The sequence below is a fragment of the Oscillibacter sp. CU971 genome (assembly GCF_905219725.1).
GTDB lineage: Bacteria > Bacillota > Clostridia > Oscillospirales > Oscillospiraceae > Oscillibacter.
Genome location: NZ_CAJMXG010000015.1, coordinates 14,933 through 27,303 on the forward strand (window position 1 = coordinate 14,933; position 12,371 = coordinate 27,303).

General features: G+C 63.1%; 13 protein-coding genes. 3 read left to right on the plus strand and 10 right to left on the minus strand.

Features of this window, described 5'->3' with window-relative positions; genetic code table 11:
- Positions 1–49: 49 nt before the first annotated feature.
- From JX325_RS02490 to JX325_RS02500, 3 genes are all read right to left on the minus strand, one after another.
- Positions 50–1,546, minus strand: coding sequence for a Na+/H+ antiporter NhaC family protein (locus tag JX325_RS02490; RefSeq protein ID WP_307819239.1), 1,497 nt, complete (start codon positions 1,544–1,546; stop codon positions 50–52).
- 197 nt (positions 1,547–1,743) lie between these two features.
- Positions 1,744–2,187, minus strand: coding sequence for a zinc ribbon domain-containing protein (locus tag JX325_RS02495; RefSeq protein WP_204789602.1), 444 nt, complete (start codon positions 2,185–2,187; stop codon positions 1,744–1,746).
- 71 nt (positions 2,188–2,258) lie between these two features.
- Complete coding sequence (locus tag JX325_RS02500; protein ID WP_243413884.1) at positions 2,259–4,295, minus strand: glycogen-debranching protein; 2,037 nt, start codon at positions 4,293–4,295, stop codon at positions 2,259–2,261.
- Between the two features lie 300 nt (positions 4,296–4,595).
- On the opposite strand from JX325_RS02500, the gene JX325_RS02505 reads away from it, so the two are divergent.
- Entirely contained in the window at positions 4,596–5,078 is a 483-nt protein-coding gene (locus tag JX325_RS02505) for an RNA polymerase sigma factor (protein ID WP_204789604.1), read from the plus strand.
- A gap of 944 nt (positions 5,079–6,022) precedes the next feature.
- Here the strand turns inward: JX325_RS02505 and asnA are convergent.
- Together asnA and gltX are read right to left on the minus strand one after the other, a co-directional pair.
- Positions 6,023–7,030 carry an aspartate--ammonia ligase gene (gene asnA / locus JX325_RS02510; RefSeq protein ID WP_204789605.1) on the minus strand — a complete coding sequence of 336 codons (1,008 nt, stop codon included), beginning with the start codon at positions 7,028–7,030 and terminating at the stop codon, positions 6,023–6,025.
- 42 nt (positions 7,031–7,072) lie between these two features.
- Positions 7,073–8,557, minus strand: coding sequence for a glutamate--tRNA ligase (gene gltX, locus JX325_RS02515; protein WP_204789606.1), 1,485 nt, complete (start codon positions 8,555–8,557; stop codon positions 7,073–7,075).
- Positions 8,558–8,838: 281 nt separating this feature from the next.
- On the opposite strand from gltX, the gene JX325_RS02520 reads away from it, so the two are divergent.
- Entirely contained in the window at positions 8,839–9,501 is a 663-nt protein-coding gene (locus JX325_RS02520; protein WP_204789607.1) for an HAD family hydrolase, read from the plus strand.
- Positions 9,492–9,881, plus strand: coding sequence for a metallopeptidase family protein (locus JX325_RS02525; protein ID WP_204789608.1), 390 nt, complete (start codon positions 9,492–9,494; stop codon positions 9,879–9,881). Before JX325_RS02520 ends, JX325_RS02525 begins: the two co-directional genes overlap by 10 nt.
- A 38-nt stretch (positions 9,882–9,919) precedes the next feature.
- On the opposite strand, the gene JX325_RS02530 is transcribed toward JX325_RS02525, so the two are convergent.
- From JX325_RS02530 to yedF, 5 genes are all read right to left on the minus strand, one after another.
- Positions 9,920–10,438 carry an NUDIX domain-containing protein gene (locus tag JX325_RS02530; RefSeq protein ID WP_204789609.1) on the minus strand — a complete coding sequence of 173 codons (519 nt, stop codon included), beginning with the start codon at positions 10,436–10,438 and terminating at the stop codon, positions 9,920–9,922.
- A gap of 11 nt (positions 10,439–10,449) precedes the next feature.
- Positions 10,450–10,629, minus strand: coding sequence for a DUF6472 family protein (locus tag JX325_RS02535; protein ID WP_204789610.1), 180 nt, complete (start codon positions 10,627–10,629; stop codon positions 10,450–10,452).
- A 6-nt stretch (positions 10,630–10,635) separates the two neighbouring features.
- Entirely contained in the window at positions 10,636–10,872 is a 237-nt protein-coding gene (locus JX325_RS02540; protein ID WP_204789611.1) for a DUF3343 domain-containing protein, read from the minus strand.
- Positions 10,869–12,017: an aminotransferase class V-fold PLP-dependent enzyme gene (locus JX325_RS02545; RefSeq protein WP_204789612.1), complete on the minus strand. Its 1,149-nt coding sequence runs from the start codon at positions 12,015–12,017 to the stop codon at positions 10,869–10,871. The genes JX325_RS02540 and JX325_RS02545 overlap by 4 nt, the downstream gene beginning before the upstream one ends.
- A partial coding sequence (gene yedF / locus JX325_RS02550) for a sulfurtransferase-like selenium metabolism protein YedF (RefSeq protein WP_204789613.1) occupies positions 12,014–12,371 on the minus strand: 358 nt, incomplete at its 5' end. The genes yedF and JX325_RS02545, both read right to left, overlap by 4 nt.

A 12,371-nucleotide genomic window follows, 5' to 3' on the forward strand; every position in this document is an offset into this window, starting at 1 on the left:
GGGTTTGAAAAAGGAGCGCGCCGGAAGACNGGCGCGCTTCAAAGCGTCTTTAGACGGAATGCTCCCTCTCAATGGGATTCTCGGCTTCCAGAAGGGCCTTCTTGGCCGTGACGCCGGACTCGGCCACGTCATATTCCCAGTTCCAGGGGTCCTTCTTGNAGGCGCCGTCGGNAAAGGGGACGAAGANGGACGAGATGCCCACAATGGCCAGCACCCAGCAGTACCACAGATTGGGGATGATGTCCGTGGGGTTGATGTTTATGCCGCAGGCCACCGTCAAGGACGCGGCGGANAGCAGCTGCGCGCCGTAGGGGATGATGCCCTGGAACACGCAGGAGAATACGTCCAGCAAAGAGGCGGTCCGCCGGGGGTCCACCTTGTATTCGTGGCTGATCTCTTTGGCCATGCTTCCGCTGAGGACGATGGCCACGGTGTTGTTGGCCGTGGCGCAGTCCGCCAGGGACACCAGGGCGGCAACGCCCACCTGGGCGGACTTGTTGCCCTTCATCATGCCCCGGAGGCTGTTGATAAGCCAGTTGATGCCTCCGTTATGGGTGACCATTTCACCCATGCCGCCGCAGAACAGCGTCAGGAAAAAGACCTCGTTCATGCCGGTAAAACCGCTCCAGATGGCCTGGGCAAAGCCGAACAGGTCTATGGAGCCGGTGGCGATGCCCACCAGGCCCGCCGCGAAGATGCCGATGGTCAGCACCAGGAACACGTTCATGCCGATGAGAGCCAAAAGAAGGACCAGCAGATAGGGTATTACCTTGATGATGCTGTATTGGAGTTCGTCCATGGGGACGGCGGTTTCAGGACGGCCCACGATCAGCAGGACCACCAGGGTGATGAGGGCCGCGGGCAGGGCGATGAAGAAGTTCACCCGGAACTTGTCCCGCATCTCGCAGCCCTGGGAGCGGGTGGCGGCGATGGTGGTGTCGGAGATCATGGACAGGTTGTNGCCGAACANGGCGCNGNNCNCGCAGGCGCCCACCAGCAGGGGGATGGACAATCCGCCCTTGTCCGCAACGCCCACGGCGATGGGGACGATGGCCCCGATGGTGCCCATGGAGGTGCCGGTGGCCGTGCCCATGAAGGCGGAGATGATGAACACGCCGGCGGCGAGGAACTGCACGGGGACCAGGGAGAGGCCCAGGTTGACGGTGGCGTCCCGGCCGCCCATGGAGGCGGCGACACTGGAGAACGCGCCCGCCAGCAGATAGATCATCAGCATGGTCAATACGTCGATATTGGCCGCGCCCCGGGCGAAGATGGCGAAGCGCTCGTCAAGGCTGCCCTTGGTGATGGCGAAGGCCACCAGCAGGGCGATGAACATGGCGGTGACAGAGGGGAACTGGTAGAATGCCATTTCAACGCCCTGAGCCTGGAGAATCAGGCCGGCGCCGAGGTAGATCACGACAAAAATCAGAAAGGGGACCAGTGCCAGGGCGCTGCTCTTTTTGTTTAAGTTGTGTTCCATTTCATTTCTCCTTTTCTTTACCGCTTGTGGAATACGCCTTCTTTCCTCTGTTTGCATAGTTTGCATAGTTTTCCGCTGAGGGTCTCCTTCTCTCTTGTGCAAAATTATAACAGATTTTGACAGAAACCGGTAATAGCTATTTTATGCAATCCGTCCACGGTTTTGCCGATAGTAGACGGATTTCTTCCAGATTCCAAAACTGGAAATCAAAAAAGGAATGGGAATTTCCCGCAAAAAAGGAGCGCCCGCACCGGGCGCTCCTTTCAAGCTTCCTTCTTTTTCCAGCGGTCCAGGGTGGGCAGCAGCTCCGCCATGTACGTCCGGTTGGCCTCCGGATCCCCGGGCATGTGGGGGAGGCACTGTTCCACCATCTCCTCCACGGTGCAGTCCCGGAGGAACGCCCCGTTGTTCCAGCACCACTCGCAGTAGTGCTGGTTGAGGGCCCCGTCCTGTTCCCGGCCCATGTGCTCTGGGGTGAGGGGCATGCCGCAGCTTTGGCACCGGAGGNCCGAGGGATAGCCGAGGAGATCGTTGATGGTCACATGAAAGAGCTTGGAGATGGCTNGNAGGGTCTCGATTTCCGGTACCGTATCGCCCTGCTCCCAGCGGGACACGGCCTGCCGGGTGACGAAGAGCTTTTCGGCGATGTCGTTTTGGGAAAGGCCCGCTTTTTTCCGCAGGTCCGTGAAGATGTCTTTGAATTTCATGGGTCCGCCTCCTTTGTGATACCAGCTTACCATGGAGGGGACAGGCCGTCAAGCAACCGTCGGTTGCGCTCTTACCGGGGCCGGGCGGCGAAGACCTTCACGCTCCGGGGGCCGATGGAGAACCGGCCGCTGGGGATGTCCACGGCGGACTGGCCCGCCTCCCAGGTNTCCGCCAGCTGTTCCCAGACCAGACTCCGGGGCAGCTCCGGCAGCTCCACCTCCAGGGGCTTCNAGTAGGCNTNGGAGGCGGTATNGACGATCTGGGGCACTTCTCCCTCCGTCTGCCCGGCGAAGAGCACGCCCACGTAACGCTCATGGTCCTCGAACTGGGTGTGCCAGGGGGTGACGCCGTGGAAGCTGACGTCGGGGAAGCCGTAGTACCCGTCGGAGAGATTGGCCCGGAGGATGCGGAAGCGCTTGCGCAGGGCGATCATGAACTGGAAGAAGCGGAGCATGTCCTTGTTCTCCTCCAGCATCCGCCAGTCCAGCCAGGAGGTCAGATTGTCCTGNCAGTAGGCGTTGTTGTNTCCAAACTGGGTGTTGCAGAACTCGTCCCCCGCCAGGAACATGGGGATGCCCCGGCTGCACATCAGCAGGGCGAAGGCGTTGCGGACCATCCGCCGCCGGAGGGTGTTGATCTCCGGGTCGTCCGTCGCCCCTTCGATGCCGCAGTTCCAGCTGTTGTTGTCGTTGGCTCCGTCGGTGCCTCCCCAGNCGTTTTTTTCGTTGTGCTTTACATTGTAGGAGTACAGNTCCCAGANGGTGAAGCCGTCGTGGCANGNGATGAAGTTCACGGAGGCGTTCTTCCGCTCCCCGGACTGGTAGATGTCCCGGGAGCCCACCATCCGCAGCGCGGCGGCCTGGGCGCAGCCCGCGTCCCCCTTGAGGTAGCGGCGCATGTCGTCCCGGTAGCGGCCGTTCCACTCCGCCCAGCGGTTCCAGGCGGGGAAGGAGCCCACCTGGTAGAGCCCTCCGGCGTCCCAGGCCTCGGCGATGAGCTTCACATCCCCCAGAATGGGGTCGAAGGCCATGGCCTGGAGAAGGGGGGGCTTGTTCATGGGGGTGCCGTCCTCGTTCCGCCCCAGGATGGAGGCCAGGTCAAAGCGGAAGCCGCTGATGTGGTAGGTGGTGACCCAGTAGCGGAGGCAGTCCATAATCATCTGGTGGACGATGGGGTGGTTGCAGTTCAGGGTGTTCCCGCAGCCGCTGAAATTGTAGTACTGCCCGCCGGGGGTGAGTAAGTAGTAAATGTTGTTGTCGAAGCCCTTGAAGGAGAAGAAGGGCCCGACCTCGTTGCCCTCCGCCGTGTGGTTGAAGACCACGTCCAGATAGACCTCGATGCCGTTTTCGTTGCAGTCCTGAATCAGGCGCTTGAGCTCGTTGCCCTCCCGGTTGTACTCCAGGCCGGAGGCGTAGCTGGTGTTGGGCGCGAAGAAGCTGACGGTGTTGTAGCCCCAGTAGTTGTAGAGCTGTTCCCCATCCACCTGCCGGGCGTCCTGCATCTCGTCGAACTCGAAAATGGGCATCAGCTCCACGGCGTTGACGCCCAGCTCCTTTAAATAGGGAATCTTTTCCCGCAGCCCCTCGAAGGTCCCGGGAGCGGCCACGGCGGAAGACTCATGGATGGTGAAGCCCCGGACATGAAGCTCGTAAATCACCAGATCCTCCATGGGGATCAGGGNCCGGGACATGTTGCCCCAGTCGAAGTCGTCCTTCACCACCCGGGCCCTGTAGTGCTGGTCCATGACGGACTTCACGCCCCACTGGCTCTGTCCCGTCACAGCCCGGGCGTAAGGGTCCAGGAGGTAGCGGGTCTTGTCGAAAATCAGGCCCTTCTCCACGTCCCGGGGGCCGTCCACCCGGAAGGCGTACTCGAACTCCTCGATNTTCAGNTTNAATACAATCNTGGAGNACACGTTTCCGATGCGGTAGCGGTCCGGGAAGGGTAGGACNGCGTNGGGCTCCTCCTTCCCCCGCNGGAAGAGCAGCAGCTCGATGGCGGTGGCTCCGTGGGAATGGACCGTAAAGTTCACGCCGCCGGGGATNGCGGTGGCGCCGTTGATCTCGTAAAAGCCCGGCCGCANGTCGAACCNGTTTACGTNGTCCATGGGAACGAGATGGATGGTGCGGGGCAGGGCCACCGCGGGGGTCTNGGAAAGGGCCGCCTGGGCCGGGATATTGTCCTGTGTTTTCACCGGGAACTCCTTCCTAGCCGCTCCGGCGGCTGTAGAATACGGCTTCATTATACAACACCCCCTCAGATTTGTCATAGCTTTTTTCCCTTTTTGTGAGATTTCACAAAGTCTTTGTGGGAAAGTACCATTTATAATAAAGCCGAAGGTTTTTTCCGGCAGGGTGAAAAATTTCCCGCCGCCCAGCCGNGTTGTAAGCAGAAGGGAGTGAGGAACGTGGTTCCATTTGGTACCGATGAAACCATCCGCCGGATTGTCTCGGCCTACAGCGACATGCTGCTGCGGCTGGCGTGCACCCGCCTGGGTTCCTCCGCCGACGCGGAGGACGCCGTGCAGGAGGCGTTTTTGCGCCTGCTTACCGCCCGGCCCGTCTTCCGGGACCCGGAGCACGAAAAGGCCTGGCTGATCCGCACCACCCTTCAGCGCGCCAGCGACATCCGCCGGAAGGCGGAACAGCGCAACGTCCCTCTGGAGGACGTGACGGAGCCCGCGGCCCCGGAGAGCCCCGGGGAGGAGCTTCGCTCCGCCGTCCGGGCCCTGCCGGAGATGTACGGGGCCGTCATCCACCTCCATTACTATGAGGGATATTCCATCAAAGAAATTGCCAAACTGCTGGGCCTGCCCGCCGCCACGGTGGGCACCCGCCTGGCCCGTGGCCGGGAGCGGCTGCGGCAGATGCTGAGGGAGGACGTTGTATGAACGATTACCGAAAGGCTTTCGACGAGCTCTCCTTTTCCGCGGATTTTCAGGAGCGGACGGCGGACCTGCTGCGAAATCGCGCCCGCGAATNNGAAAAGGAGCGTACTGACATGACTATCAGCAAAACCAANAAAATCGCGGTGCTGGCCGCCGCCTGTATCGCCCTGCTNGCGGTGTCCGTGTCCGCCGCTTACGCTTGGCTCACCCCCGCCCAGGTGGCGGAGGAGCACAACCAGCCCCTGCTGGCGGAGGCCTTTGAGGGCCCCGACGCCATCGAGATCAACGAAACCGTGGAGAGCGGGGACTTCTCCATCACCCTGCTGGGCCTGGTGTCCGGGCGGAACCTGGACGTTTTGAACCAGGACCTGGAAAAGGACCACACCTATTCCGTCCTGGCCCTGCGCCGCTTGGACGGAGAGCCGCTGGAAAATGAGACCTTTGATTTCAGCGGATATGTCATGACCCCTCTGGTAGCGGGCTGTTCCCCTGCGGCGGTGAACAATTGGACGTTGGGCGCCTTTGCCCAGGGCTTTGCCAAGGACGGCGTGTATTACTACCTGCTGGACACCCAGAGCATCGAGATGTTCGCGGACCGCACGGTCTACATGGCCTTCTATGAGGGATTCACGCCCAGCAATGACATTTTCACTGTGGCGGAAGACGGGACCATCGCCTTTGCGGAGGACTTCGCCGGGGTCCAGGCCCTGTTCACCCTGCCCCTGGACCCGGCCANGGCGGACCGGGCGGCGGCGGACGCCTTTGTGGAGTCCACCGGCATGGACGGCTGGACCAACGAGCGGACGGCCCCGGAGGGAGACTGGGACATTGAGCGCNATGAGACGGAGGACGGGGAGGAAATTACCCTCCGGCCCAAGGGAGAGCAATAAAGAACGGAAAAGGACCGGCGGGATTTTCCCGCCGGCCCTTTTTATGTCCTCGGTAACTCAAAGTAAAGTGATGCCCGCCTTTTCGCAGCCTTCCAGGGTCTCCGTGTCCCAGAGGCTGGCCTGGACCTCGCCGATGTGGCAGGCCCCCAGCAGCAGCATGCACACCCGGCTCATGCCGATGCCGCCGCCGATGGACTGGGGCAGCTCCCCGTTCAAAAGCATCTGGTGGAAGGGCAGCTCCCGCCGGTGGTCGCACCCGGCAGCGGTGAGCTGGCGGTCCATGGCCGCCGCGTCCACCCGGATGCCCATGGAGGAGACCTCAAAGGAGCGCTGGAGCACCGGGTTCCACATGAGAATGTCCCCGTTCAGCTCCCAGTCGTCGTAGTCCGGGGCCCGGCCGTCGTGGCGGTTNCCGGATTTCAGGGTCTTGCCGATCTGCATGAGGAACACCGTCCGGTGCTTGCGGCAGATCTCCGTCTCCCGCCCGGCGGGGTCCAGGTGCGGGAAGCGGTCCTCCAGCTCCTGGGTGGTGATGAAGTACACGTCCCGGTCGGGCCGGAAGGTCNGGGCGGGGAAGTNGTTGCGCAGAACGGAGGCGGTGTCGCACAGGGCTCCCACGATGTCTCGTACCGTGTCCTTCAGATACTGAAGATTCCGGTCCTTTTGGCCGATGTGCTTCTCCCAGTCCCACTGGTCCACGTAGATGGAATGGAGATTGTCCACCACCTCGTCCCGGCGGATGGCGTTCATGTCGGTGAAAAGACCCATGCCTTGGGGGAACTCATAGCGCTTGAGGGCCAGGCGCTTCCACTTGGCCAGGGAGTGGACCACCTGGCCCTCGGCCCCCACGTCGGGGATGTCGAAGGTCACAGGCCGTTCCACGCCGTTCAGATCGTCGTTCAGGCCGGTGCGCCCGTCCACAAACAGGGGGGCGGAGACCCGGTGAAGGTTCAGCCGGAGGGTGAGGTTGCGCTGGAAGTCCTCGTGGATGAGTTCAATGGCCCGCTGGAGCTCATTGTTGCTCAGGGGCATCCGATAGCCCTGGGGGATGGTGAGCTTGCNCATGTGATAAAACCAGTCCTTCATTTAGATTATGCGGGGGAGGGATTACAGCTTCCCAAGGCCGAGGCGGAGGCGGCGGAGGGTCTCCTCCCTGCCTAAGATGTGGCAGATTTCCACCGCGCCGCCGGGAGTTACCTGCTTGCCCGCCGCGGCGATGCGGACGGGCCACATCAGCGTGGCGTTCTTGACGCCCAGGGATTCCGCCAGGCCGATGAGGCAGTCGTGGACGGAATCCTGGGTCCAGCTTTCCAGGGCCTCCAGGGCGGGGACGGCGGCTTCCAGCATGTTCCGGGAGACCTCTGCGTCGGTCTTGGATTTTTTGTTGGTGAAGAGAGAAACGTCATANTCCGGCAAAGCGTCGAAGAAGTCCACCTTCTCCGGGATGTCCGTCAGCTTCTCGCACCGGGCCTGGAGCAGGGCGGCCACCGCCGCCGGGTCAACGGCGGGGTTTTTCACGGCCTGCCGGATATAGGGCTCCGCGATTTTGGCGAAGTCCTCCGGGGCCATGGCCCGCAGATACAGGGCGTTGAAGTAGGTCAGCTTTTCGATGTCGAAGATGGCGGGGGACTTGGAGATACCCGCGATGTCGAAGGCGTCCACCAGCTCCTCCAGGGAGAAGACCTCCTGCTCGCTGCGNTCCCNCTTGGGNGCCCAGCCCAGCAGGGCCACGTAGTTCAGCACGGCGGGGGTCAGATAGCCCTGGGCAATCAGGTCCTCATAGGAGGGGTCCCCGTGGCGCTTNCTCATTTTGTTGTGCTGGTCCCGCATGACGGGGGAGCAGTGGACGTAGGTGGGAATCTCCCAGCCGAAGGCCTCATAGAGCAGATTGTATTTCGGCGCGGAGGAGAGGTATTCGCTGCCCCGGACCACATGGGTGATGCCCATGAGGTGGTCGTCCACCACGTTGGCGAAGTTGTAGGTGGGCAGGCCGTCCCGCTTCAAAAGCACCTGGTCGTCCAGGGTCTTGTTTTCCNCGGTGATGTCGCCAAAGCTCACGTCGTGGAAGGTGGTGGTCCCCTCCTGGGGGATGCGCTGGCGGATGACGTAGGGCATTCCCGCCAGCAAGTTGGCGTCGATCTCCTCCTGGGAGAGCGCCCGGCAGNGGTCCGCCGCCCGGTCAAAGTTTCCGCTGTCCTCCTCGGACTCGGTTTTCTCGCAGAAGCAGTAGTAGGCCGCGCCCTTCTCCACCAGGAGCTTGGCGTCCTNCCCGTANAGGTCNCGGCGNTCCGACTGGATATAGGGCCCCGTGGGGCCGCCTACGTCGGGGCCCTCGTCATGGGTCAGGCCACACTCGGCCATGGTGCGGTAGATCACGTCCGTGGCGCCCTCCACCAGGCGGCCCTGGTCCGTGTCCTCAATGCGGAGGATAAAGGTGCCGTGGTGATGCCGGGCGATGAGCCAGGTGTACAGGGCGGTGCGNAGATTGNCCACATGCATGTAGCCCGTGGGGGAAGGAGCGAAGCGGGTGCGGACCGTCCCCTTGGGGATGCGGTCCTCCATGTCCTGGAAAAAGCGGCTGTCGGTCGCCATAGGTAAACCTCCATGTCAAGCCGGGGAAGCCCGGCGGGTTTGGTAATAAGACACTGCCATTATCCACGCTTTGGGAGAAAAAGTCAAGGGCGCCCCTTCCGGTTTCCCGTTCCTTTTTGCCAGATACGCTAAAAAAGCCGCCGCGCAAAGCCTTGGCTTTCAGTCCCTTCGTCACTTGCAAAGGGAAAGGGGGCTTGTTAGAATATTTGAGGGGCGGACAGGCTAAGCAGTCAAGCCCCTTCCCGATATTGAAAACTGATGATACTGATGATGAGGTGCGTATGTATCAAACCGTGATTTTCGACCTGGACGGGACCCTTTTGGACACCATCGAGGACCTGGCCGCCGCGGGGAACTGGGTCTGCCGCCGCAACGGCTGGCCGGAGCACTCCCTGGAGGCGTTCAAGGCCATGGTGGGCCACGGCATCCCCAACCTGGTTTCCAAATTTTCCCCCGAGGGCTGCAAGAGCCCCCTGATTCTGGTGAACANNCTCGCCCAGTTCAGTGAGTACTACGGGGAGCACAACATGGACGCCACCGCGCCCTATCCCGGCGTCCCGGAGCTTTTGGAGCGGCTGAAAGCCGCCGGAGTCCAGATGGCCGTCTACTCCAATAAGGCGGACAGCTTCAGCCGGGAGATCGTGGAGCACTACCTGCCCGGCTTTTTCCGGCTGGTCCGGGGAAAGGTGGACGGCGTGCCTGTGAAGCCGGACCCGGCGGGGCTTCGCGGCGTCATGAAGGAGCTGGGCGCGGAGCCGGAAACCACCCTCTTCGTGGGGGACAGCGCAACAGACATCCACACCGGCCATAACGCGGGATTGAAGGCCTGCGGGGTCACCTGGGGCTTCCGCCCCCGGGCTTCCCTGGAGGAGGCCGGGGCGGACCGTTTGGCGGACACCGTGGAGGAGCTGGAAGCCGCCGTTTTGGAGGGGCCATGGTCCTGAGCTTTGAACAGGCGGGGGACCTGCTGGACACGCTGGCGGAGTCTTTCCCGGAGGCCCTTTTCGACGGGCTCAACGGCGGCGTGAACTTCCAGGAGGAGGCCGTGCCGGACCAGGAGTTTCCCAAGGGGCAGGTATACATCCTGGGGGAGTATTGCGACGATCTGCTGGGACGGTATATCAACCTTTACTATGGCTCCTTCGCCGCCATGGCGGAAAACGAGGACTGGACCGAAGAGGACTGGGAGCAGGAGCTCCGGCAGACCCTCTCCCACGAGCTGACCCACCACATGGAGGGCCGGAGCGGCCTGCACGCCCTGGACGACAAGGACGAGGCGGAGATGGCCGCCTGGCAGGAGGAATACGGGGAGAGCGATTCCTGAAAAAACCGGAAGGGGAGGCCCCTTCCGGTTTTTTGCCGCTATTTCGTGGGAAAGCCGAACTGCGTTCGCATATCGAAGAGGAACCGCNGGAAGCTCTCCGGGTAGGGAATGAAGGCTCCCCGGCCCAGCATGTCCAAAATTTCCTCCAGAGAGGCCCNGCGGACGGCCTGCACCTCTTCTTCCTGGAGGGTCAGGCCCTCTATGGAGAGGTCCTTTGTGAGGATGTAAAAATCGTCAAAGCCGCCGTCGAAGTTCACCGTCACCGAGGGCCGGAGGCCGCTCAGATCCAGGGAAACGCCCAGCTCCTCCCGGACTTCCCGCTCCGCCCCCCGGCGGCTGGTCTCCCCGGCGTCCACGCCGCCGCCTACGGACACGTCCCAGAGGTTCGGGAAGATGAATTTTGACCGGGTCCGCTGCTGGATCAGCAGCCGCCCCCGGCGGTCAAAGACGCAGACATGGACCACCAGCCGCAGCTCGCCGGGGCCCTTGGGGGCGCTTCGCTCCGCCGTCTTCCCCAGGGGGAGGCGGTTTTCATCGTATAAGTCTACCAGTTCCATAGCGCCCTCCCTTACTGCTTCGCCGCCGTCTTGTAGTCCCCGCCGGGGCGGTAGAAGGGACAGGCGGTGTTGGTCCCCTTCAAAAAGCGTTCCATCTCGTCCTCGTCCAGGTCCATGGTGCAGACGAAGGCTTCCAGCTCCTCGTCGTAGTCATAGCAGACACAGTCCTCGCAGATACTGCTCACGCGCATCACCTCTTAGAGGATGATAGCATAAATCCCGTCCACATCCAAGCGTTTTTTTATGACCAGCTCCTCCAAGACCTCCCGGCTCTCCGGCGGCGCGGCCCAGCACAGGCCGCATCCGGCGGTGACGCTCCTAGGCACGGGAATCNGCCGCCCGGGAAGGCCCGCCGCGCTGCAGGCGGCCTCCATGGCCATGGCCCCCGCCGTGGTGCGGAAGGTTACCACGCACTTCTCGGTTCTTTGCCTCATCCTTCCAGCGCCTCCCGGGCCAGGACCCGGACCGCCTCCGCGGCGGCGGCGGTCTCCTCCTCCGTGTTGAAGTACGACCAGGAGAACCGGACGGCCCCCTGCTCCTCCGTCCCCAGGGCACGGTGGAGCCGGGGGGCGCAGTGGGCCCCGGGGCGGGTGGCGATGCCAAAGCGCTCCGCCAGTTCGTCGGAGACTTCGGCGGAATCAAAATCCCCGATGTTCAGCGTCACGACAGGGGCCCGGACCGGGGCGGAGAAATCCCCGTAGACCGTTACCCCCGGCAGATCCCGGACCGCCTTGTAAAACCGGCGGGCCAGGGCGTCCTCATGGGCGTGGATGCGCGCAATGCCGGTTTCCGACAGGAAGTCCAAAGCGGCGCTCAGCCCCGCCAGGCCGTGGCCGTTGAGGGTCCCGGCCTCTAATCGGGTGGGNTACTCGCCGGGCTGGGCCTCGGAGTAGCTCTGTACCCCGGTGCCCCCCACGGTGAAGGGGCGGATTTCCAGCCCCTCCCGGAGGCACAGCCCCCCGGTGCCCTGGGGGCCCATCAGGCTCTTGTGGCCGGTAAAGCACACCACGTCAATGCCCATTGCCGCCAGNTCGATGGGGAGGACTCCCGCCGTCTGGGAGGCGTCCAGGATAAAAAGCAGGCCGTGTTCCCGGGCGAAGCGGCCCACCCGGGCGATATCCACCGCGTCCCCCGTCAGGTTGGAGGCGTGGGTGCAGACGATGGCCTTTGTTTCCGGACGGAGAAAGCGTTCAAACCCGCCGCAGTCCAGCCGCCCCCGGCTGTCCGCCGGGATGAAATCCACTGCCGCCCCCGCGCTCCGGAGGCGGTACAGGGGCCGGAGGACGGAATTGTGTTCCAGGTCCGTGGAAATCACATGGTCCCCCGGCCTCAGNANGCCGCAGACGGCGATGTTCAGCGCCTGGGTGGAATTTTGGGTGAAGCAGACATGGTCCGCCCGGGGACAGCCCAGCAGGGCGGCGATTTTTTCCCGGGTTTCGTAGATGGCCCGGGCGGCGGACAGGGCCCCCTGGTGCCCCCCCCGGCCGCAGTTTCCGTAGGAGGACAGGGCTTCCAGCACGGCTTGGGCCACGGCGGGGGGCTTGGTCCGGGTGGTGGCGGCGTTGTCCAGGTAGATCACGGCTTGACCACCTGGCCCGCCCCCGCCAGCTTCTCCACGATGGAGTACATATTGGTCACGCTCCCCACGGCCAGCTCCTCCGTCAGCCCATAGTGGTTCAGGCAGGTGCCGCAGGTGAGGATCTCCACCCCTTGGGCCTCCAGGCTTTTCAGGTCCTCCAGAGAGCCGGAGCCCTTACAGGTGAGATGGGCTCCGCCGTTGTAAAAGAGCATGGTCTTCGGCAGCGCGGGAAGCTGGCCCACGGCGAAGAGGAAGCCCTTCATCAGCACCGCGCCCAGCTCGTCGCTGCCATGGCCCATGACGGCGCTGTCCACCGCCACCACCAGATCCCCCCTCTGGTCCGGGGCGCAGGAC